Origin of the sequence: Mesoterricola silvestris (assembly GCF_030295405.1) — a bacterium.
In the GTDB taxonomy this organism is placed as follows: domain Bacteria; phylum Acidobacteriota; class Holophagae; order Holophagales; family Holophagaceae; genus Mesoterricola; species Mesoterricola silvestris.
Map to the genome: position 1 here is coordinate 3,583,073 of NZ_AP027080.1, position 20,932 is coordinate 3,604,004.

A 20,932-nucleotide genomic window follows, 5' to 3' on the forward strand; every position below is an offset into this window, starting at 1 on the left:
CCCTTCCCCAGCGACGGCGATCCGGAAACCGTCCACTGGCGAGACCCCGAAGCACCCTTTCGAGGGTGCTTCTTGTTTTGGGTCGGGGGTGCGCTGCTTGGGCACGTGGGGCAGGAAGGAGGGTTGGGGTTGGATTTCCCCCCGCGCGCCTTGCCCCTTGTCGATGGATCACGGCAAGCGCATGCGCAGCAGCTCGCTGCTGTGCATGCGCTCTCGGTGGGTCGGGGCCTGGTGGTGGGACCCGGGTGGGTCGCGCCATCCCTGCGGAACCTGGATGAATCAACATGCAGCCCCCGGCGGGGCAGGCTGGTGCGGGATGTCCGGACGGCTCCGTCAGGCCCCAAGGGCCTGGGCGAGGTCGGCGATGAGGTCCTGGGGATCCTCCAGGCCCACGGACATGCGGATCATGTTGTCGGTGATGCCGGCCTGGGCCTTCTCGGCAGGGGTCATGTCGGAGTGGGTCATGGAGGAGGGGTGCTCGATGAGGCTTTCGATGCCCCCGAGGCTCACGGCCAGCTTCATGTGCTCCACGGCGTCCAGCACCCGGAAGGCCTCGGCTTCGCCGCCCTTCACGCAGAAGGCGATGAGGCTCCCGGTGCCGGTGCACTGGTCCCGCCAGAGGGCCGTCTGGGCCTCGCCCATGGCGGGGCTGCCGGGATAGGCCACGCTCTGGACCTTGGGGTGGGTGAGCAGGAAGTCCACGATGCGCCGGGCACTGGCCTGCTGCTGCTCCATGCGCAGCTGGAGGGTGCCCAGGGAGCGCTGGATGAGCCAGGCGGTGTCCGGGTCGGAGTTGGAGCCCAGGATGGTGCGCATGACCTTGATCTGGCCCACCAGGGCGGCGCTGCCCATGGCCACCCCCGCCACCAGGTCGGAATGTCCGCCCAGGAACTTGGTGGCCGAATAGAGGATCACGTCCGCGCCCAGGGCGAGGGGCTTGCTGAAGATGGGTCCCATGAAGGTGTTGTCCACCACGGTCAGGATGCGGTGGTCCTCCCGGGAGTACCGGCCTGCGATCTCCGCGGCGCCCCGGATATCCGAGAGCATCATCGTGGGATTGGCCGGGGACTCGATGTAGATGACCTTGACGGTGGGGTCGTTCTTCACCATGCGCTCCAGTTCCTCCCGGGGGGTGCCGGCGGGGAACGGGATGGTGCGGATGTTGAACTGGGGGAGCACGCGGCGGAAGAAGAATTCCGTCCCGCCGTACACCGGGTCCGAGAACAGCAGCGTATCGCCGGGCTTCAGGAAGGCCAGGCAGGTGCTGGAGATGGCGCCCATGCCCGAGGAGAAGAGGGCGGCGGCCTCGGCGCCGTCCCACACCACGACCTTGTCCTCCAGGATCTCGCTGTTGGGGTTGTTCACCCGGGTGTAGATGAGGGCCGGGCTCTCGCCGGCCTTGGCGCAATCCAGGCCGTAGGCGATCTCGAAGGCGCGCTTGCCCTCGGCGGCCGTCTTGAAGATGAACGTGGAGGTGCGGAACACCGGTGGCACGGCGGCGCCTTCGGAGCGCTGGGGGTCGTACCCGTGGGAGAAGATGCGCGTCTGCGGCTTGGCGGTCATGGGGGCTCCGGATCCTTGGCAGCTTGATTATGAAGCCCCGGGATCCGGAACCGGGGTGTCGGAGGTCACACCTTGTCAGCTTCTGGCCAGGGGCATGGTCATGCACCGCGGGCCGCCCCGGGCGCGGCTCAGTTCCGCGCTTTCGAGCATCACCGCCCACTTGCCCCCGTCCAGGAGATCGATGGAGGGATCCGCGATGAGGTCCCGGGCCATGAGGATCCGGTACCCGGCCTTGGCGAGTTCGTCCGCGGTGGCGTGGTTGCGGCTGTACATGACGATCACCCCGGGGGCGAGACAGAAGGCGTTGGCGCCGTCGGTCCACTGCTCCCGCTGCTGCATGATGTAGTTGTCCCCGCCGCAGCGGATGGGCTCCAGGTCGATGCCCGCGCCCCTGAGGGCCCGGAGCAGGTTGGCCTCCACCGACGTGTGCAGGGTCGGATGGCGCAGGTCGAACTTCACGACGTTGAGCAGCTCGCGGCTCTGGTCCGTGAAGAAGGGCGGATAGATCAGGCACTCGCTCTCGCTCACCCGGGTGAAGATGGTGTCCAGGTGCATGGCGCTGCGCACCTTGGGCATGAGCACCATGAGCAGGGTGTCGAAGGAGAGATCCTGCCGGCGCAGGTTCTCGGCAAGCATGTGGATGGCGTCCGCGGAGGTGCGCTCGGAGCAGCCCACGGCCAGGACCTTGTCGGAGAGCACCAGGGTGTCGCCGCCCTCCAGGCTCTGGGGCATGCGGATCTGGCCCTTGAGCAGCGGGGTGAGCTGGTCGAAGAGGCGGTCCGATTCCTGGAGGTGCCGCAGGCGCGGGTGGTGGCGGAAGACGTAGCTGAGGATCAGCGGCTCCCGCTCCCGGGCCCAGGTGGCCATGAAGTTGATGTTGTACCCCCGGCCCACCACCGCCGCGGGGTCCCGCATGAACAGCAGGTTCGGGATGGGGCGGACCGTGTAGTCGAAGCGCTTCTGCCAGTGCGTGTGGTCGAGGGTGTCGTCCCAGGGGATGCCGGTGATCACGGCCCGCGCCACGTCCGCGGGGGCCATGTCCCGCAGCAGGTTGGCCGATTCGTCGGGCATGTCCACCAGGCGGCGGAAGTCCTCGATGAAGGCCAGCTTCACCCCTTCGGATTCCATGGACTCCACGAAGAGATCCTGGATGTCCAGCACCTCGTCGGCGACCCGGGCCAGGACCTTCCGGAAGACCTCATGCTCGGCCCGGGCCAGGTCCCCGTAGAGGATGTCATCGAACAACAGCTGTTCCATCATGTCCGGGACCATCATGTCCACTTCGGGGCCCGGCTTGTGCACGACCACCTGGCGCAGGCGGCCGATTTCGGAAAATATCGATAGCTCTATTGCGGGCATGGCGTCCTCAAAAACCGTCCAAAAGTTGAAGATAAGCTTATCCGAAAACGGTTTTCAATAAAAGTTTACCGATTTGGTCACAATTCCCTTGCCCCGGCCGCGGAGCTCATCGTAGCCTGGGATTTCACTGGAAAACGTTCCATTCCTGGAGGCCTCATGGCTGCTTTCGTCACTCAACCCGCCCCCGACTTCAAGGCCACCGCCCTCGTGAACGGCGAGTTCAAGGAGGTCACCCTCAGCCAGTACAAGGGCAAGAAGGTCGTCCTCTTCTTCTACCCCCTGGACTTCACCTTCGTATGCCCCACGGAGATCCTGGCCTTCTCCGACGCCGTGAAGGAATTCGAGGCCCGCGGCACCCAGGTGCTGGGCGTGAGCGTCGACTCCCACTTCAGCCACTGGGCCTGGGCGAACACCGAGGTCAAGAACGGCGGCATCAAGGGCGTGAGCTTCCCCCTGGTCTCCGACCTCTCCAAGTCCATCGCCGCCGACTACAACGTGCTCCTGCCCGGCGGCATCGCCCTGCGCGGCCTCTTCCTCGTGGACGAGGCGGGCATCCTCCGCCACATCACCGTCAACGACCTGCCCCTGGGCCGCAACGTCGAGGAGGTGCTCCGCGTCGTGGACGCGCTGGATTTCCACACCCAGCACGGCGAAGTCTGCCCGGCCAACTGGAAGAAGGGGGACAAGGCCATGAAGCCGACGCAGGAAGGGCTGCGGGAGTACGCGGCCAACCACTAGCGGCGGGGTGAAGGTACGGGTTCCGGACCTTCGCCAGGGATTCGCTGACGCAGACAAGCTGCGTCAGCGAAAAGCTCGCGGCGGGAGATTGAGAGTGGGTGTTGGCACGCTCCGGCTTCGATGGGGGGTTGGGGCTGTTGTGGAGATGGGGGCTCTCCTGGGGGGCCTAGGGGTCAGGGACACGCTTCGAGTTTTCCGGCATGGAGAGCGGGTCGCGCCGACGTTGATCGCCTCAGGCGAAAGCGGCGTGGGCTTTGGGCTTGCGGGTGAAGGGATCGTGCTGATCGCAGAGGTTTGCGAGCGGTGCGGGCCAGTCAGCGTCGGCGCGAAGACACGGCCACCCTGGAACACTTGAAGCGTATCGCTGGACCCTAGGCCCAACCGGGGAGCCGCCCCGCCTCCAGGGCCGCATCCCCCATCGAAGCCGGAGCGTGGCAACACCCACCCTCCACCCCGTGCCTGGAGCTTTTCGGTGACGCAGCTTGCCTGCGTCACCGAATCCCTGACGAAGGTCCGGGACACGGGCGATTACCGGGTCGCCTCAGAGGAGGTTCATGGAGAACCCGGCGTACGGGCAGCGGACGCGGCGATCCCAGCCGATGCTGCCGGTGAGGAAGCCGACGTAGAGGGCGAAACGCTGGCGGTACTGGATGCCGAACTCGGCCCGGGCGGCGAGCTTCAGGAGGCCGGTGGTGCCGTTGAAGGTGCCCTGGGAACCCAGCCTCCACTTCTGGAGGGCGGCGCCGGCGGAGATCGTGGGGTGGAAGACCGAATCGGGGGCCAACTCCAGGAGGCCGTCCATGCCGAGGCTGTAGTTGTTCATGGCCATGCGGTCCCCGTCGCCGGGGAAGGAGTCGACGTCCAGGCGGATGCGGGCCCGCATGGCCTCCTTGCCCAACAGCACGGCGAAGCCTCCGCCGGCGGCGGCGCCGGAGAAACCCAGCTTCTCGAGGGTGGAGCCGGGGCGGATCGCCCGCATGTTCAGCTGGTACTGGATGCCGTCGGCCGCGGCCAGGGGCCAGGCGCATAGGAGGGTGAGCGAGACCGGCAGCAACCTGTTCACGAATCCCTCCGCAAATCACTTCAACTGGAAATATACCCGGCTTCCGCCCTCTTTCCGCGCTCTTTCCCCACCGTCCACGATGAAAACCCGGTCTTCGGGAACCCGGCCCGAAGCCAGGAGGCGGTCCCGGGCGCCCTGCACCCGGCGGCGCGCAAGGAGCCGGAGGGCGGCGGCGTCCACGTCGATGCGGGCCAGGAGCCGCGCCTCCATGTCCCCGGCGGCGGGTTCCGGGGCGGCCTTGGCCTCCTTGGGATCCTTGGGCGGGGGGAAGGCCTGGAGGTAGGCGGCGCGCAGGAATTTCGGACGTTCCCCGGGGGCCAGGGGCTGGCCCTTGAGGCGCGCCAAAGAGGCCTCCAGCTCCGCGAGCTTGAGGGCGGGCACGTCGCCTTCGGAGGCGGTGCCCTCCATCTCCAGGCGCAGGCCGGGGCGCTCGAAGAGCCCCTTCTCGAGGGTCTCCAGGACCTTGGCGCCCTGGGGATCCACGGCGTCGGCCCCGGGCGCGAAGGCCAGGAGGCTGAGGTCCGCGTCGCCGCCCCCGAAGGCCTTGCCGATGAGGGCGAAGGGCGAGGTGGCGATCTTGGCGAAGACGTTGATGATGGCCCTCCAGATGACGCGCCCCAGCCTGAAGTCCGGGGAGGCCAGGTCCCCGCGCACGGGCACGTCCAGGTCGATGAGGCCGTGCCGGTCCCGCAGCAGGGCCAGGCCCAGCTTCACGGGGACGTGCATGGCCTCGGGGCTGTCCACCGCCTCCCCCAGGGTGAACTGGTCCATGCGGATGCGGTTCTCGCCTTCGAGCTTGCGGTCCTGGACCAGGTACTTCAGGTCCAGCTGCAGCTTCCCCTTCTCGATGCCGTAGCCCACGTAGCGGCCCGCGTAGGGCCCCAGGGGCGACAGGTCCATGCCGCCCATGACCAGGGTCAGGTCCGTGTAGGCGGCCTGGGAGAGGAGGTTCACCGTGCCCTTGGCGGTGAGGGGCGCCGCGCCGTCCACCAGGGCCTTGAGCTCCATGGACGCCCGGGACCCGGGGTCCGAGGAGAGCCGCCCCACCTGGCCGTCGACGTGGTCCAGGGAGAGGGCCACCACCGGCTGGAGGGTCCGGTCCAGGAACGTGAAGGAGCCCCCCTTGAAACGGAAGGCCCCGATCTCCGCCTTCACGGGGGCCGCGGGCGCTTGTGCGGCCTTTCCGGCGGGGGGCGCCGGGGCCGGCTCGGCGGTGCGCACGAACCTGAAGGCGGGCCGTTCCCAGTCCACGGCGCCGGTGGACAGGGCCATGGGGCTGGAGGTGGCCCGGATGCCGGCCACCCGCAGGGCGTCCCAGGCCACGTCGGCGTTGCCCGCCGTGGCCTTGAAGCCGTCCACGTGGGCCTGGCCCCGGAAGGCGTGCCGGGACGCGGGCACATCGAAATCCGCGTGGCCGGCGAGCCCCAGGCGCCCGGCGACGAGGGTGGCCTCGGGCGCCGCGTAGCCGTCCAGGGGCGCCAGGTCCAGGTCGTCCACCTTGAGCTCCAGGGATCCGGCCGACTTCAGCGGCGCGGCGCTCCCCGTGGCGAGGATGCGGCCCCTGCCGTTCCAGCGCAGGCCCAGGTCCACGTCGCAGCGCTTTTCCGGATCCATGCTGAAGTTCCGCACGGTGAGGTTCAGCTGGTCCAGGGCCAGGTTCACGGGGCGTCTGGGCACCAGGTCCCGGAAGGCGATGGCCTGGTTCTCCACGCGGAGCTCGTCCAGGTCGAAGGTGAAGGGTTCCGCCTTCTTCGGCTTGGGGGGCACCCGGGGGGTGGCCATGCGCATGAGGTTGATGGCGCCGGCGGCGTTGCGCTCCACCTTGAGGCTGCCGTTGCGCACGGCGAGGGAGGCCACGTGGACCTTGGATTCCAGCAGATCGGCCTCCAGGCCCCGGAGCCGCACCTCGGCCAGGTCCACCGCGGAGCCGGGAACCCCCGCCTCGCCGAGGGAGAGCCGGTCCAGGCCCGCCTCGCCCCGGTGGAGACGCAGGGCGTGCCTTCCCTCCCCCCAGAGCAGCTCGTACTCGGCCTTGAGGTCCAGGGAGCCGGAGAGGACATCCACGCCCATCTGGTCGCGGTAGTAGGGGGCGTACTTGGGCAGGTTCAGGCCCCCGACGAAGAAGCTGCCCTGGCTGCGCAGGGGCCCCACGAAGAAATGCCCCCGCCACCCGAAGGTCTCGCCCCGCTCCGTGCGCCCCGTGAAGGCGTAGGGGTTGTTGCTGTCGGGCTTCAGGCGGAAGGCGTCCAGGTCCAGGCTCAGGGGGCCCAGGGTGGTGGTGAAGGCGGGCGTGGTGGACCGGTCCGCGAAGACCACCTGGGCGCGCACCACGGTGAGCTTGTGGATGCGCAGGTCCGGGAGGGGCCCGGCGGGTTTCGCGGGTTCCGGGGAGGGCGCCAGCAGATCCTGGAAGGTGGGGTTGCCGTCCCGGTCCAGCGCCACGTGGGCATGGAAGCCCTCCAGGCGGATCTCCTGGAACACCGGGGCCAGGCGGAACAGGGACTCGGCGCCCAGGTTCACGTAGAGGCGGTCCCAGCCCAGCAGGGCGGAGCCGTCCTTGTCCTTCACCAGGAACCCGTCCAGGGTGACGGAAAGGGCGAAGGGGTTCACGCGCACCCGGGCCGCCGTGACCTCCCGGTGGAGGAGGGGCCCCAGCCGCTTGGGCAGTTGCGCCCGGATGAGGGCCGGCGCCAGGAGGAACCCGGCCGCGGCATAGAGAACGACCAGGAGGCCGAGGACCTGCACCCAGCGGCGCCCCAGGACGCGTCGGAGGAGATTTGATGTATTCATGGGCAAAGACTAGCACTTTTCCGGCCGGGGATATCCTCCTGATCCGGTCATGTATACCAAAAGTCACGATGCATGTGACAAACCCGCCTAAAGGACTACCATTGCCGCATAACCATGGTCCCGAGACCATGACTACCCATTTCGGGTGTGTCGGTAATTCGGTCGACCCACAAAGGGAGAATTGAATGTCCACCCCGCGTCGTGTCGTCATCCTGGGAGCCGCCGGCCGCGACTTCCACAACTTCAACACCGTGTACCGCGACAACCCCGACTTCAAGGTCGTCGCGTTCACCGCCACCCAGATCCCCGGGATCGACGAAAGGATCTACCCCGCCGTCCTGGCCGGGAAGCTCTACCCCGCCGGCATCCCCATCGTCCCCGAGCAGGAGCTGGAGCAGATCGTCAAGCGGGAGAAGCCCGACGTGGCCGTGTTCTCCTACTCCGACGTCACCCACGAGTACATCGGCCACATGGCCAGCCGCTGCATCGCGCAGGGCCTGGACTTCGAGCTGCTGGGCGCCGACAAGACCATGATCAAGTCCAAGGTCCCCGTCATCGCCATCACCGCCGTGCGCACCGGCGCCGGCAAGAGCCAGACCACCCGCTACATCTCCAATATCCTCAAGGGCCTCGGCAAGCGCGTGGTGGCCATCCGCCACCCCATGCCCTACGGCGACCTGGCCAAGCAGGCCTGCCAGCGCTTCGGCACCTACGCCGACCTGGACCTCCACGAGTGCACCATCGAGGAGCGGGAGGAATACGAGCCGCACATCGATAACGGCTTCGTGGTGTACGCGGGCGTCGACTACGAGCAGATCATCCGCAGCGCCGAAAAGGAAGCGGACGTGATCCTGTGGGACGGCGGCAACAACGACCTGCCCTTCTACGCCTCCGACCTGCACATCGTCATCGCCGACCCCCTGCGCGCCGGCCACGAGTCCATCTACCACCCCGGCGAGGCCAATTTCCGCATGGCCCACGTCATCGTCATCAACAAGTGCGATTCCGCCAAGGAAGAGGACATCAAGGCCATCGAGGCCGCCGCGGCCCGCCTCAATCCCAAGGCCGTGGTCATCCGCGCCAACTCCCCCGTCACCTGCGAGCACCCCGAGAAGGTCAAGGGGAAGAAGGCCCTGGTCATCGAGGACGGCCCGACCCTCACCCACGGCTCCATGAGCTACGGCGCCGGCGTCGTCGCCGCCAAGGCCGTGGGCGTGGGCACCCTCGTGGACCCCACCCCCTACGCCGTGAAGTCCATCGCCGCCACCTACGCCAAGTATCCCAACGCCAAGGGCATCCTCCCCGCCATGGGCTACGGCGCCCAGCAGGTGGCCGACCTCGAGCGCACCATCGAAGCCACCCCCTGCGACGTGGTCATCTCCGCCACGCCCATCGACATCACCCGCGTCCTGAAGGTCTCCAAGCCCATGGTCCGCGTGGCCTATGAGCTGGCCGAAGTGAAGCCCGGCCAGCTGGCCCAGCAGGTCAAGGCCGCCGTGGATGCCGCGGTGACCACCCGCTAGACAGCCCCCGAAAGGAACGGGAGGGCGCCCCTGGGCGCCCTCCCGTTCGCATTTCAGGACGCCCGCCCAAGCACGTCCTAGGGGTCCGGACCGGCTACAGGCGGAGGAACTGCCTTGCCACCCCCTCAGCCTTGTCCGGTGCCAGCTCCGCCTTGGCGGCCCACTCGGGGAATGCATCCAGGGCCGCCGACACCTCTGCGAGGATCCCGGCCGGGTTCCTCACGGAGAACCGGTCCGCCTCCGTCAGAAAGTCCTGGCGGGTGATGCCCTGGAACCGGCCGTTCACGCTCATGAACTGCTGGGAGACCCACGTGCTCCCGGGCCGGTAGGAAAAGGTCAGGTCGTAGGCCGGGGCAAGCCGCCAAGTGCCACCCGGCCGGAGAATGAAGGCGACGTTCTTGGGATGGTCGTCGCAGTTCCGGGCCATCACGTTGAAGGCCATCCGCCGGAAGAGCTCGTCGGTGGATTCCGGTGCCAGGGAGAGGGCCTTGAGGGTCATGAAGGCCTGGCCATAGGCATGGACCCCCACCTGGTTGAAATCAAGGTGCGCCAGGGCGCACAGGCTCTGCAGGTGCACCTTCCCCCCCGCCTCCCGGTCGAAGCGCCGGGTCATGAAATGGGCCCGGCCGTGTTCCTCAAGAAGGCGGCAATCGGCCATCTCGATGCCGGCGGCCCGGGCCATGAGGTGATAGGCGTACTCGACGCGGCCGTGTCCGGCGGGGTCCCCGAATTCCCCGCCCCCGGTGAGACCGTCGAACTTCAGGAGCCAGTGCTGGAAGCCTTCAGGGACCTCGAACTGGCCGCTCCGGAGTTCCTGGGTGGCCGGATTCCAGGCGATCACCGCCTTGGCCCGGGCCCCGCCCGCCGACGTGCCCACCCGGATGATCTCCGCCAAGGCCAAGCCCGCGGCCCGGTCACCTTCGATGCTCCCCTGGACCGCTCTCCGGGCTTCCTCCACCAAACGGGCCATCCGGAGGGGGGTCTTGGCGTCGGAGACGCTTCCCAGGGCGGGGCGGAACTCCAGGGCCCCCGCCCCTCTCCGTCCCATGTAGGCCAGACGGTCCAGGGCCGTCACCTGGTCCTTCCGGATGCCCTTCCGGGCCATCCAGGCGTCGATGAGGGCGTTGCCGAACCGGTCGGGAAGGGCGTCCGCGAGCATGCCGGGAAGGCCCTGGTAGGTCGGACGCGCAAGTTCCGGGAAGGTGAACCGCCGGCGGCCCCGCAGGGGCATCTGGAGCGGGGCCAGCTCGACGCCGCCCTTCACCCACCCGGGGTAGTACTCGAACGCGTAGGCGTTCGCCTGGGGGTCGAAGGCCACGGCCCCGACGTTCTTCCCCCAGATGCGCACCTGGATGGCAGGGGGCGTCATCGGCGGTCCTCCTTCCTGCGAAAGGCCCGCTGGCGCTCCCTTGGGCCCTCCAGAAGCGCGATGGGGCTGACGGACGGTTCCGGCAGGAACGCCTCCAGGGACTGGACCCTGTCCAGGGCCTTCAGGACCCGCGCCAACGTCTCCACCGTGGACCCCGCCCCCTTCTCCAGGCCCTGGAGGGTCCGCCTTGAGATCCCCGCGCGCTCGGCCACGGCCCGCTGATCCAGGTTGCATTGGAGGCGGTAGGCTCGAATCCGCCGTCCCATCTCCGCCGTCACCTCCGCGGGTGTCAGGAACCGAAAGTCAGAAGTGAGCATTCTTTTGCCTCTAAAGGATGAATCGAAAGCACAAAGTTAATCATTTTGCGCCTTATAGCTCACAATATACGCCCATTCAAAATTTCGTCAAAGCGCTATTTTTTGCGCATTGACCATAAATTTTAAGATCAATGCACAAATTTTGTTGCTTTATGGTAACCAGCGTCGGCGCCGTCCGACGCCGACCTGTCTCCCTCGAAGCGACCCCATCCATCCTTTGCCAGCCGCGCTCCATGCCAAGGCCTCCCCGGAGCGCCCCTGCGTTCCGGATTCCGAACCGCCCACCGAAGGGAATGCGCGCAGCACAGCCCCATCGTCCCCTCCCCACCCCCCGTCATCGCCGGCTTGTCCGGCGATGACGAACCAGGGCGACCGTCCGGGACCCGTACGATCAAATACCAGGGCAGGATCCGGTTCAGAAGGTGAGGAGGAGCCCCAGCCCCGTCCCCGTGGTGCTGGCGCCGGGGGCGACGGTGCCCACGGGGGGGAACTCGGCGAGGCTTCCGGAGCGGCCGTTGGTCATGCCGAAGCAGGACATGAAGAGGTCCACGTTCTTCGCGATGGCGTACGAGTAGCCCGCGCTCCACTGGGTTCCCTCCAGGCCGTCGGTGCTGGCGCCGCCCCCGCCCACGCGCTGGGCGGAACCGGCGCTTCCGCGGCCGTAGGCGGCCCACAGCTGGTGCCTGCCGAGCTGCTGCTGGACGAGGGTGTACCAGTTGGTGCGCTTGTACTGGCGGATGGCGCCGGCGGCGGTGTCGTCGGCCTCGTACGTCAGCTGCTCGGCCACGGCGGAGACCTTGGTGCCGGTGGGGAAGGCGTAGGACGCCACCAGCTCCTGGCCGGTGTCGGAGGAGGAGCGGTTCGTGAGGGTGGCGCCGGCGCTGCCCCCGAGCTGCGAGAGGCCGAAGTAGTCGCTGTGGCGCTCGAAGCCGTAGCTGACCTTCAGGGGGCCCTGGGCGTAGGTGACGAGACCGGAATAGATGGTGGGGCTGATGGAGGGCGCGGCGGCGGTGGCCGTGGTCCTGCCCTCGTCCACGGAGATGCCCACCCGGGCGGAGAAGCCGTTCCACACGGGGGACCAGTACTGGACGCTGTTGCCCTGCCGGCGGTTGAAGGCGGCATCGGCCTTGCCGTTGACGCGGCCGCTCTGGGTCGTGGTGCCGGGGACGTTGAAGCCGGGGTTGGCGGTGAGGGCGTTGTCGAAGGGGCTCAGGCCGCGCAGGGGGCCCACGGCGAGGAGGGGGAACTTGTAGGGGGTGTCCCAGTTGCCGTAGAAGGCGGTGCCCCAGCTGCCCTTGAGGCCCACGGCCGAATTGCGCCCGGCCAGCGTGTTGGGCGCGTCCCCGTCGGGGCTGATGGCGCTCTCCACCTGCCAGAACACCTGCAGGTCCTCGCCCAGCTTCCAGGCGCCGCGGAATCCCAGGTTGGAGGTGCCCGACGTGATGCGCAGGCGGGACGGCAGGTCCAGGCCGGTGTAGGCGGATCCCGGCACCTGGGCGGCGCCGCCCAGCGCGGGCGTGAGGCCGGGGGCCGTGGAGCCCGTGGTCTTCACGCTCTCCAGGAAGGGCAGCAGGGTCCCGTAGATCTGCACGTCGGGGGCCTGCGCGGAGGCGGCCAGGGTCACCAGGGCCAGGACGAACGGTGGGAGATTGCGTCGCATGATGGCGCTCCTCGAAAAGGGTGGACGTGTCCCCCGGCGGTACAGGCCGCGGCACGGGGACATTCGTGGATCGGGGCGCTTGCCCCGGGAGGAAAAAAATGGGTCACTATGGGAATACGCCCAGTCGGGGATGCGCCCAAATACCATTTCGCACTGGGGACCATTTCAGGCCGATATGAGGGGATCCCCATGGACACGAAGCGGCTCACCTACTTCTGCACCATCGTCGAGCAGGGACAGATCAGCCGCGCCGCGCGCCTCCTCAACATGTCCCAGCCCCCGCTGAGCCAGCGGCTCAAGGAGCTGGAGGACGAACTGGGGGTGCAGCTCATCATCCGCGAAGGCCACGCCTGGCAGGTGACGGAGTCCGGGCAGCTGCTGTACGAAAGGGCCCGGCAGGTGCTGGACCAGCTGGGCGATCTCCCCTCGGAAGTGAAGAACGTCGCCGACGGCCTCTCGGGCACCATCCGCATCGGCACGTCCAGCGTCTGCGCCTCCACCTTCCTGAAGGTGCTGCCCTCCCTCCACCGGCGCTACCCGAGGCTGAAGTTCAGCCTTCTCATCTCCGACAGCTCGGACCTGGCGAACCACGTGGATTCCCGAGAGCTGGACTTCGCGATCCTGCTCCTGCCCGTGCCGGAGGAGGGCTACACGGTGCGCCTGCTGCCCACCGGAAACCTCGTGGTGGTCCTGCCCCCGTCCCTCGAGCCCGAAGGCATGCCCGAGCGGGTCGGCGTGGAGCACCTGGCGGGAATCCCCCTCCTGTGCATGCGGCGGTGGACCGGCGGCGGCACCTACGAATACCTGCTGAAGGCCTTCCAGGAGAAGAAGATCCGGCCGAACATCCTCCTGGACTGCCCCGACGTGCGCACCCTCCTGGGCTGCCTCCTGCGGGGCCTGGAGGCCGCGGCGATCATCCCCGCCTCGGAGATCCCCTCGACCCTGGGAGGCCGCTTCAGCATCCACCCCCTGGACCTTCCGGGCATGTCCCTCCACCCCGCCCTCATCCACCGCACCGACCGGTACCTCTCCCAGGCGGCGCGGGACGTCATCGAGACCATCGTGGCCGGCTAGGAGGGTCGCCACGTAATCGCACGTGTCCCCCCTCCCCGGATCATATCGAAGGGCAATGGAGGGCAGTTGGAAACGGTATTATCCGCGGCCGATCCGCCCGCGGTTTCATGGGGAATCCTTAAAGGAGGACCTCCATGTCACCAATTGCAACCGCCGTGAACGTCCACGACCTGCGGTCGGCCCTCGAACTCCTCGGGCAGCACGAAGGCCAGCTGCACCAGACCGACGTGGAGGTGGACCCCGTCGCCGAGCTCTCCGGCGTCTACCGCTACATCGGCGCGGGCGGCACCGTGATGCGCCCCACCAAGCTCGGCCCCGCGATGCTCTTCAACAACATCAAGGGCTTCCCGGGCTCCCGCGTCTCCATCGGCATGCTCGCCGACCGCAGGCGCGTGGCCCTGCTCCTGGGCACCACCGTGGACAAGGTTGGCACCGTCCTCTGCGAGGCCCTGAACAACCCCATCGTGCCCAAGGTGGTCAAGGCCGGCAGCGCCGTGTGCCAGGAGGTGGTGCACAAGGCCACGGATCCCGGCTTCGACATCCGCACCCTCATCCCCGCTCCCACCAACACCCCCGAGGACGCCGGCCCCTTCATCACCATGGGCCTGTGCTACGGCAAGGATCCCGAGAACGGCCAGGAGGACGTGACCATCCACCGCCTGTGCGTGCAGGGCAAGGACGAGATCTCCATGATGTTCGTCCCCGGGCGCCACCTGGACTCCTTCCGCATCAAGGCGGAGAAGGCCGGCAAGCCCCAGCCCATCTCCATCAGCATCGGCCTGGACCCCGCGGTGTACGTCGCCGCGTGCTTCGAGGCCCCCTCCACGCCCCTGGGCTTCAACGAGCTGGGCATCGCCGGCGCCGTGCGCGGCCAGGCCGTGGAAGTGGTGGAGTGCCTCACGGTGGACGCCAAGGCCATCGCCAACGCGGAGATCGTCATCGAAGGCTTCCTCCAGCCCGACGTGCGCGTCGTGGAGGACCAGAACAGCCACACCGGCAAGGCCATGCCGGAATTCCCCGGCTACAACGGCCCTGCCCACCCGAGCCTGCCGGTCATCAAGGTCACGGCCGTCACCCACCGCGTCAATCCCATCATGCAGACCACCATCGGCCCCTCCGAGGAGCACGTGAACCTCGCGGGCATCCCCACCGAGGCCTCCATCACCACCATGGTGGGCAAGGCCCTTCCGGGCTTCCTCCAGAACGTCTACGCGCATCCCTCGGGCGGCGGCAAGTACCTCGCCATCCTCCAGGTGAAGAAGGCCGTGCCCTTCGACGAGGGCCGCCAGCGCCAGGCCGCGCTCCTGGCCTTCTCGTCCTTCTCGGAGCTCAAGCACGTCATCCTCGTGGACGAGGACGTGGATCCCTTCGACACCAACGACGTGCTGTGGGCCATGACCACCCGCTTCCAGGCCGACGCCGACGTCATCGCCATCCCCGGCGTGCGCTGCCACCCCCTGGACCCCTCCCAGACCCCCGAGATGAGCCCGTCCATCCGCGGCAAGGGCATCGCCACCAAGGCCATCTTCGACTGCACCGTCCCCTTCGAGCTCAAGGCCCGTTTCCAGCGCGCCCAGTTCATGGAAGTCGACTACAAGCGGTTCCTCTAATCCGCCAACCCCCTTTTCCGGAGCCACAATGATCGGTCCTTTCGTCAACGGCGCGTCCGTCGTCCTCGGCAGCCTCACCGGCGCCTCCATGGGCAACAAGATCAGCGAGAACCTGCGCACCAAGATGCCCCTCGTGTTCGGGGTCTCCTCCATGGGCCTGGGCATCGCCATGATCGTCAAGGTCAAGTTCCTTCCCGCGGTGATCCTCGCCCTCCTGGTGGGCACCGCCATCGGCGAGCTCCTCCATCTGGAGGACTACATCATGAAGCTCGCCAGCAAGACCCGCGGCTTCATCGACACGTTCGCCAAGCCCGCCGAGGGCATCACCCACGAGGAGTTCCTGGGCAAGTTCGTGGCCATCCTGGTGCTCTTCTGCGCCAGCGGCACCGGGATCTTCGGGGCCATGAACGAGGGCATGACCGGGGACACCTCCCTGCTCATGGTCAAGTCCTTCCTGGACCTCTTCACCGCGGCCATCTTCGCCACGGCCCTGGGCTACTCGGTGGCCACCCTCGCGATCCCGCAGTTCGTGATCCAGGGCAGCCTCTTCCTCCTGGCCACCAAGATCCTGCCCCTGACCACCCCCTTCATGATCGCGGACTTCTCCGCCTGCGGCGGCCTCATCATGGTCGCCACCGGCTTCCGCATCGCGGGCATCAAGCCCTTCTCGGTGGCCAACATGCTCCCGGCGCTCTTCATCGCCATGCCCATCAGCGCCCTCTGGGTGCGCTTCATGGTGCACTAGGATGTCCGGTCCCAAGCGCCTCGTGGTCGGCATCAGCGGCGCAAGCTGCGCCAACCTCGCCATCCGGCTCCTGCAGGCCATGCGGGGGCAGGAGGGCTGGGAGACCGACCTGGTCACCACGGACGGCGCCCGCCGGACCCTGGAGCACGAACTCCACCTCGCCCCGGGGGAGCTGGAGGCCCTGGCCACCCGCATCCATGACGTCAGGAACATCGGCGCCACCATCGCCAGCGGCACGTACCGCACCGAAGGCATGGTCGTCATCCCCTGCAGCATGAAGACGGTGGCCGGCATCGCCCACGGCTACTCCGAGAACCTCCTCCTGCGCGCCGCGGACGTCACGCTCAAGGAGCGCCGCAAGCTGGTGCTCCTGGCCCGGGAGACGCCCCTGAGCGTCATCCACCTCCAGAACATGCTCACCCTGGCCACGATGGGTGTGGTGATCATGCCGCCCGTCCTCACGTCCTACCACGGACCCGCGTCCGTGGGGGACATGGAGGATCACCTGGTGGGGAAGGTAATGGCGGAGTTCGGGATGGAATACGAGAAGTTCAGGAGATGGAAGGGCTGAATGGCGGGGTGAGGCTCTGGCCGGATTGTTCGGAGCGGGTCGGAAGATTCATTGAAAAAAATCAAACGCTGGGGCGCTGAGATCTCGCTGGGGCGCTGGGGAAAAGAAGGAAAAAAGCTGAAGGATGGGTGGAACCGCGGAATCGTTCCCGAAAGAGATTGGTCCCCCAGCGCCCCAGCGAGATCTCAGCGTCCCAGCGTTTGGTTTTTTGCTGGCATACCCGGATCGCCGGTTCCGTGCGTTGACGTGAAGCGTTCCCTGGACACTCCCTGCACCGATCCGATCGGGAATGCCCCATCCCTGTTCAGACACAAGAGCCTTCTATTCCGCCAGCTTGCGAAGGGCCTCGCCCTCCACGCGGCAATGGAGCCATTCCCTCAGCACCTGGGCGCCCTGGCTCTCGTAGAACTCGATGGAGGGCTGGTTCCAGTCCAGCACGGACCAGGTGTACCGGGTGCAGCCCCGCTCCAGGGCGATGGCGGCCAGGCGCTTCAGGAGCGTCCTGCCGATGCCGTGGCCCCGGAACTCGGGTCGGACGAAGAGATCCTCCAGGTACAGCGAGGGCTTGCCCTCCCAGGTGCTGAAGTTGTAGAACCACAGGGCGAAGCCGGCGGGGCGCCCCTCCCACTCGGCCAGGATCACCCAGGCCAGGGGCGCTTCCCCGAAGAGGGCGCGGTCCATGTCGGCTTCGGTCGCCACGGCCTTCTCGGGGGCCCTTTCGTACAGGGCCAGTTCCCGCACGTAGGCGAGGATGAGGGGGATGTCGGCGGGGGCGGCGGGGCGGAGGGTGAGCATCACTTCCCCGGCTTGGCGGCGTCCAGTTCGGACGCGAGGACGGCCGTCTCGGCCGGGGTGAGGGCGGGGGCGCCGTCCTTCAGGAGCGAGATGAAGGCCTGGATCTCGGCGGGGCTGCCGGGATAGCCGATGTTCTCCGCGGGGCCGCCGGCGATGGGGCGGATGGAGGAGGAGCGCGGCGCGCCCTGGGCGTCCAGCACCAGGTAGAAGGGGATCCCGGTCTTCGCGCCGGCGGTCCAGGTGGCGTACAGCTCCGCGGCGCCGGGGTTGTCCAGCTCCTTCTTGGGCCCGCGCTCCTGGATGGTGAGCCACTGGGTGACGAAGTGGCGGTCCATGATCTCCTTCACCGCGGGCCGGGCCAGGACGGCCTCCAGGCGCCGGCACCAGGAGCACCAGGAGGCGTGGAAGGCCACCAGCACCGTCCGCCCCGAGGGCGCCGCCGCGGCCTGGGCCTCCCGGAGGAGATCCTGGGCGGGCCGGGGTTGCCCCGCGAGGGCGGGGGTGGCGGCGAGGGCCACGAGGGCGGCTGGGAGCAGGGGAAGGCGCGGCACGGCAGGTCCTTTCAGCGGTCCTCGATCATAACCTGCGGGCAGATCCCCTTCATCCCCTTGATCGGCGTCCATCCCTGTTCAGCAGGGCCGGGGCGGGGATGGGTCGGGGGACCCGGGTAACGGGAGCGCCTACCCAATCCATCGCCGGCCCTGCTCAACAGGGATAAACGCCGATGTCGGGGATAAAAGGGATGGAGGCACCTGGGTGGGCCTGGGGACATCATCTGGGGAATCATCACAAAAGCAGTGCCTTTTCGTTGACTTCCCCGGGAGTACTCCTAACCTTTGACCAGTTTCCAGCATTGATTGAATATTTCATAAAAATGGGTCTCAATCTCATTTCCGAGGAGGCTGCATGTCGGTGCCAAGGGAGTCCCTGTGGGAGACCATGAAGGGGAAGGGCTACAGCCGTCGCGAGTTCATGGAGTTCTGCGGCTTCGCGGCGGTGGCCGCGGGGCTGGGGACCCAGGCCACCGCGGCCGTCGCGGCCACCTTCGAGAAGAAGGGCCGGCCCCCGGTGGTGTGGCTCCACTTCCAGGAGTGCACCTGCTGCAGCGAATCCTTCATCCGGGGATCCCACCCGGTGGTGGCCGACGTGCTCCTGGACGCCATCTCCCTGGACTATACCCAAACCCTCCAGGCCGCCTCGGGCGCCGCGGCGGAGAAGTGCCTCCACGACACGATGAAGAACTACCCCGGCAAGTACATCCTCCTGGTGGAGGGCTCCGTGCCCACGGGCGCGGGCGGGGCCTACTGCTGCATCAACGGAGAAAGCGCCGAGGAGATCCTCAAGAAGGCCGCCAAGGACGCCGCGGCCATCATCGCCTGGGGCAATTGCGCCTCCTACGGCTGCGTCCAGGCCGCGAAGCCCAACCCCACCAACGCCACGGCCATCTCGAAGCTGGTGGGCAAGCCCGTGATCAACGTCCCCGGGTGCCCGCCCATCGCCGACGTCATGGCCGCGGTGGTCACGCACATCCTGATGTTCGGGCGCGGGCCCGAGCTGGACGCCCAGGGCCGGCCCAAGGAATTCTACGGGCGCCGGGTGCACGACACCTGCTACCGCCGCCCCTACTACGACGCCGGGCTCTTTGTGGACGCCTGGGACGACGAGGGCGCGCGCAAGGGGTACTGCCTGTTCCGCATGGGCTGCCGGGGGCCGGTGACCTACAACGCGTGTTCGGTGACCAAGTGGAACGGGAGCGTCAGCTATCCCATCCAGTCCGGCCACGGCTGCATCGGGTGCTCGGAGAACGGGTTCTGGGACAACGGGCCCTTCTACCGCCACCTGCCCCACACCCCGGGCTTCGGCATCGAATCCACCGCCGACACCATCGGCCTCGGGCTGGGCATCGGGGTGGCGGTGGGGGTCGCCGCCCATGCCGTCACCACCAACATCCGCAAACGCCCGCTCATCGCCGAGACGGTGAAGGAATCCTCCCCCGCGGGCCAGACTGAAGACGAAGGGGCCAAGTGATGACCAAGCGCATCGTCATCGATCCCGTCACCCGCATCGAGGGCCACCTCCGCATCGAGGCGGTGGTGGAGAACGGCGTCGTGAAGGACGCCTTCAGCGCCGGCACCATGGTCCGCGGCATCGAGAAGATCCTCAGGGGCCGCGATCCAAGGGATGCCTGGGCCTTCACCGAGCGCGTCTGCGGCGTGTGCACCACGGTCCACGCCCTGGCCAGCTGCCGCAGCGTCGAGGACGCCCTGGGCATCGAGGTGCCGAAGAACGCCGAACTGGTGCGAAACCTCATGTTCTGCGCGCAGTTCATCCAGGACCACGTGGTCCACTTCTACCACCTGCACGCCCTGGACTGGGTGGACGTGGTGAGCATGCTCAAGGCCGACCCCGCGGCCGCGTCCAGGATCGCCCAGTCCCTTTCCGCCTGGCCCCGGTCCAATCCCGGCCACTTCGCCGCCGTGCAGACCCGCCTGAGGAAGTACGTGGAAAGCGGCCAGCTGGGGATCTTCGCCAACGGCTACTGGGGCCACAAGGCCTACAAGCTCCCGCCGGAGGTGAACCTCATCGCCGTGTCCCACTACCTGGACGCCCTGGAGTGGCAGAAGGAGATCGTGAAGATCCACGCCATCTTCGGCGGCAAGAACCCCCACCCCAACTACCTGGTGGGCGGGGTGCCCTGCTCGTTCAACATCGACGAGGTCAACGCCATCAACACCGAGCGCCTCAACCACGTGGCCAGCCTCATCAAGGACGCCATCACCTTCGTGGAGCAGGTGTACGTGCCCGATCTCCTGGCCATCGCCGGGTTCTACAAGGACTGGGCCGCCATCGGCGGAGGCCTGGAGAACTACCTGGCCTACGGGGACCTGCCCACCCGGGGCATCCGGGACGTGGGTTCCTTCCTGCTCCCCCGGGGCGCCATCCTGGGCCGCAACCTCAACGAGGTCCACGAGGTCAACGGCCGGGACGAGAAGGAGATCAGGGAGTACATCTCCCACTCCTGGTACAAGTACGGCGGCGGGGACCAGGTCGGCCTCCACCCCTTCAAGGGCGAGACCGAGTTCAACTACACTGGCCCCAAGCCCCCGTACGACCAGCTCAACGTGGAGGGGAAGTACTCCTGGCTCAAGACGCCGCGGTGGAAGGAGCATCCCATGGAGGTGGGCCCCCTGGCCCGGATGCTGGTTGCCTACGCCAAGGGCGACACCGACGTGAAGGAGCTGGTGGGGGTGGTGCTGGGCAAGCTGGACGTGCCCATCGGCGCCCTCTTCTCCACCCTGGGCCGCACCGCGGCGCGGGGCGTGGAGACCCAGGTGGTGGCGCACTGGATGAAGGGGTTCTTTGACGAGCTGGTCGCCAACCTCAGGAACGGCGAGGTCCGCACCCACACCCGCTACCACTGGGACCCCGACACCTGGCCCGCCGCGGCCGAGGGGGTGGGCCTCACCGAGGCCCCCCGGGGAGCCCTGGCCCACTGGATCAGCATCAAGGACAAGGTCATCGACAACTACCAGCTGGTGGTGCCCAGCACCTGGAACGCCTCCCCCCGGGACGCCCAGGGGCAGCGGTCCTCGTACGAGGCCGCCCTGATCGGGACGCCCGTGGCCAACGTGGACCAGCCGGTGGAGATCCTCCGGACGGTCCATTCCTTCGATCCCTGCCTGGCCTGCGCCGTGCACCTGTACGACCCCACCGGCCGGCAGATCCACCAGGTCCAGTTCAACTGAGCGGAGGGG

The 20,932-nt window shown here is 67.8% G+C and carries 17 protein-coding genes; 8 read left to right on the forward strand and 9 right to left on the reverse strand.

The features are described 5' to 3' along the window. Positions 1 to 333: 333 nt before the first annotated feature. The gene (locus R2J76_RS15485) at positions 334 to 1,563 is read right to left on the reverse strand and encodes a trans-sulfuration enzyme family protein (protein ID WP_316412540.1); all 1,230 of its coding nucleotides are present in this window, start codon (positions 1,561 to 1,563) and stop codon (positions 334 to 336) included. A gap of 75 nt (positions 1,564 to 1,638) precedes the next feature. Then, positions 1,639 to 2,922 carry an arginine deiminase gene (locus R2J76_RS15490; RefSeq protein ID WP_316412541.1) on the reverse strand — a complete coding sequence of 428 codons (1,284 nt, stop codon included), beginning with the start codon at positions 2,920 to 2,922 and terminating at the stop codon, positions 1,639 to 1,641. A gap of 156 nt (positions 2,923 to 3,078) precedes the next feature. Here R2J76_RS15490 and R2J76_RS15495 point away from each other — a divergent pair, with 156 nt between their 5' ends. Continuing rightward, the gene (locus R2J76_RS15495) at positions 3,079 to 3,660 is read left to right on the forward strand and encodes a peroxiredoxin (protein WP_316412542.1); all 582 of its coding nucleotides are present in this window, start codon (positions 3,079 to 3,081) and stop codon (positions 3,658 to 3,660) included. Between the two features lie 541 nt (positions 3,661 to 4,201). Here the strand turns inward: R2J76_RS15495 and R2J76_RS15500 are convergent. Beyond that, positions 4,202 to 4,723, reverse strand: a complete 522-nt coding sequence (locus R2J76_RS15500; protein ID WP_316412543.1) for a hypothetical protein — start codon at positions 4,721 to 4,723, stop codon at positions 4,202 to 4,204. A 15-nt stretch (positions 4,724 to 4,738) separates the two neighbouring features. Continuing rightward, entirely contained in the window at positions 4,739 to 7,513 is a 2,775-nt protein-coding gene (locus R2J76_RS15505; protein WP_316412544.1) for a DUF748 domain-containing protein, read from the reverse strand. Between the two features lie 185 nt (positions 7,514 to 7,698). On the opposite strand from R2J76_RS15505, the gene R2J76_RS15510 reads away from it, so the two are divergent. Continuing rightward, the gene (locus R2J76_RS15510) at positions 7,699 to 9,036 is read left to right on the forward strand and encodes a cyclic 2,3-diphosphoglycerate synthase (RefSeq protein ID WP_316412545.1); all 1,338 of its coding nucleotides are present in this window, start codon (positions 7,699 to 7,701) and stop codon (positions 9,034 to 9,036) included. 94 nt (positions 9,037 to 9,130) lie between these two features. Here R2J76_RS15510 and R2J76_RS15515 read toward each other — a convergent pair whose 3' ends face one another. The 3 genes from R2J76_RS15515 to R2J76_RS15525 form a co-directional block, all read right to left on the reverse strand. After that, positions 9,131 to 10,405, reverse strand: coding sequence for a type II toxin-antitoxin system HipA family toxin (locus tag R2J76_RS15515; protein WP_316412546.1), 1,275 nt, complete (start codon positions 10,403 to 10,405; stop codon positions 9,131 to 9,133). Beyond that, the gene (locus R2J76_RS15520; RefSeq protein WP_316412547.1) at positions 10,402 to 10,722 is read right to left on the reverse strand and encodes a helix-turn-helix domain-containing protein; all 321 of its coding nucleotides are present in this window, start codon (positions 10,720 to 10,722) and stop codon (positions 10,402 to 10,404) included. The genes R2J76_RS15515 and R2J76_RS15520 overlap by 4 nt, the downstream gene beginning before the upstream one ends. A gap of 415 nt (positions 10,723 to 11,137) precedes the next feature. Further along, positions 11,138 to 12,382: a porin gene (locus R2J76_RS15525; protein ID WP_316412548.1), complete on the reverse strand. Its 1,245-nt coding sequence runs from the start codon at positions 12,380 to 12,382 to the stop codon at positions 11,138 to 11,140. 189 nt (positions 12,383 to 12,571) lie between these two features. Between R2J76_RS15525 and R2J76_RS15530 the strand changes: the two genes are divergently transcribed. From R2J76_RS15530 to R2J76_RS15545, 4 genes are all read left to right on the forward strand, one after another. Continuing rightward, complete coding sequence (locus tag R2J76_RS15530) at positions 12,572 to 13,456, forward strand: LysR family transcriptional regulator (protein ID WP_316412549.1); 885 nt, start codon at positions 12,572 to 12,574, stop codon at positions 13,454 to 13,456. A gap of 134 nt (positions 13,457 to 13,590) precedes the next feature. Further along, entirely contained in the window at positions 13,591 to 15,066 is a 1,476-nt protein-coding gene (locus R2J76_RS15535) for a UbiD family decarboxylase (RefSeq protein ID WP_316412550.1), read from the forward strand. A gap of 28 nt (positions 15,067 to 15,094) precedes the next feature. Next, entirely contained in the window at positions 15,095 to 15,811 is a 717-nt protein-coding gene (locus R2J76_RS15540) for a DUF554 domain-containing protein (protein ID WP_316412551.1), read from the forward strand. A gap of 1 nt (position 15,812) precedes the next feature. After that, the gene (locus tag R2J76_RS15545; protein ID WP_316412552.1) at positions 15,813 to 16,382 is read left to right on the forward strand and encodes a UbiX family flavin prenyltransferase; all 570 of its coding nucleotides are present in this window, start codon (positions 15,813 to 15,815) and stop codon (positions 16,380 to 16,382) included. Positions 16,383 to 16,703: 321 nt separating this feature from the next. Here the strand turns inward: R2J76_RS15545 and R2J76_RS15550 are convergent, their stop codons facing one another. Further along, complete coding sequence (locus tag R2J76_RS15550; protein WP_316412553.1) at positions 16,704 to 17,177, reverse strand: GNAT family N-acetyltransferase; 474 nt, start codon at positions 17,175 to 17,177, stop codon at positions 16,704 to 16,706. Next, the gene (locus tag R2J76_RS15555) at positions 17,177 to 17,728 is read right to left on the reverse strand and encodes a thioredoxin family protein (protein ID WP_316412554.1); all 552 of its coding nucleotides are present in this window, start codon (positions 17,726 to 17,728) and stop codon (positions 17,177 to 17,179) included. The genes R2J76_RS15550 and R2J76_RS15555 overlap by 1 nt, the downstream gene beginning before the upstream one ends. Positions 17,729 to 18,083: 355 nt before the next feature. Here R2J76_RS15555 and R2J76_RS15560 point away from each other — a divergent pair, with 355 nt between their 5' ends. Further along, positions 18,084 to 19,205 (forward strand): hydrogenase small subunit, encoded by a 1,122-nt coding sequence (locus tag R2J76_RS15560; protein ID WP_316412555.1) that lies wholly within the window; start codon positions 18,084 to 18,086, stop codon positions 19,203 to 19,205. Beyond that, positions 19,205 to 20,923: a nickel-dependent hydrogenase large subunit gene (locus R2J76_RS15565; protein ID WP_316412556.1), complete on the forward strand. Its 1,719-nt coding sequence runs from the start codon at positions 19,205 to 19,207 to the stop codon at positions 20,921 to 20,923. Before R2J76_RS15560 ends, R2J76_RS15565 begins: the two co-directional genes overlap by 1 nt. Positions 20,924 to 20,932: the final 9 nt, after the last annotated feature.

Coding starts and splice junctions, on each gene's coding strand:
- R2J76_RS15490 (WP_316412541.1), bottom strand. CDS start 2,922: ATGCCCGCAATAGAGCTATCGATATTTTCCGAAATCGGCCGCCTGCGC.
- R2J76_RS15510 (WP_316412545.1), top strand. CDS start 7,699: ATGTCCACCCCGCGTCGTGTCGTCATCCTGGGAGCCGCCGGCCGCGAC.
- R2J76_RS15540 (WP_316412551.1), top strand. CDS start 15,095: ATGATCGGTCCTTTCGTCAACGGCGCGTCCGTCGTCCTCGGCAGCCTC.
- R2J76_RS15560 (WP_316412555.1), top strand. CDS start 18,084: ATGTCGGTGCCAAGGGAGTCCCTGTGGGAGACCATGAAGGGGAAGGGC.
- R2J76_RS15565 (WP_316412556.1), top strand. CDS start 19,205: ATGACCAAGCGCATCGTCATCGATCCCGTCACCCGCATCGAGGGCCAC.
- R2J76_RS15535 (WP_316412550.1), top strand. CDS start 13,591: ATGTCACCAATTGCAACCGCCGTGAACGTCCACGACCTGCGGTCGGCC.
- R2J76_RS15520 (WP_316412547.1), bottom strand. CDS start 10,722: ATGCTCACTTCTGACTTTCGGTTCCTGACACCCGCGGAGGTGACGGCG.
- R2J76_RS15545 (WP_316412552.1), top strand. CDS start 15,813: ATGTCCGGTCCCAAGCGCCTCGTGGTCGGCATCAGCGGCGCAAGCTGC.
- R2J76_RS15525 (WP_316412548.1), bottom strand. CDS start 12,382: ATGCGACGCAATCTCCCACCGTTCGTCCTGGCCCTGGTGACCCTGGCC.
- R2J76_RS15550 (WP_316412553.1), bottom strand. CDS start 17,177: ATGCTCACCCTCCGCCCCGCCGCCCCCGCCGACATCCCCCTCATCCTC.
- R2J76_RS15505 (WP_316412544.1), bottom strand. CDS start 7,513: ATGAATACATCAAATCTCCTCCGACGCGTCCTGGGGCGCCGCTGGGTG.
- R2J76_RS15515 (WP_316412546.1), bottom strand. CDS start 10,405: ATGACGCCCCCTGCCATCCAGGTGCGCATCTGGGGGAAGAACGTCGGG.
- R2J76_RS15495 (WP_316412542.1), top strand. CDS start 3,079: ATGGCTGCTTTCGTCACTCAACCCGCCCCCGACTTCAAGGCCACCGCC.
- R2J76_RS15485 (WP_316412540.1), bottom strand. CDS start 1,563: ATGACCGCCAAGCCGCAGACGCGCATCTTCTCCCACGGGTACGACCCC.
- R2J76_RS15530 (WP_316412549.1), top strand. CDS start 12,572: ATGGACACGAAGCGGCTCACCTACTTCTGCACCATCGTCGAGCAGGGA.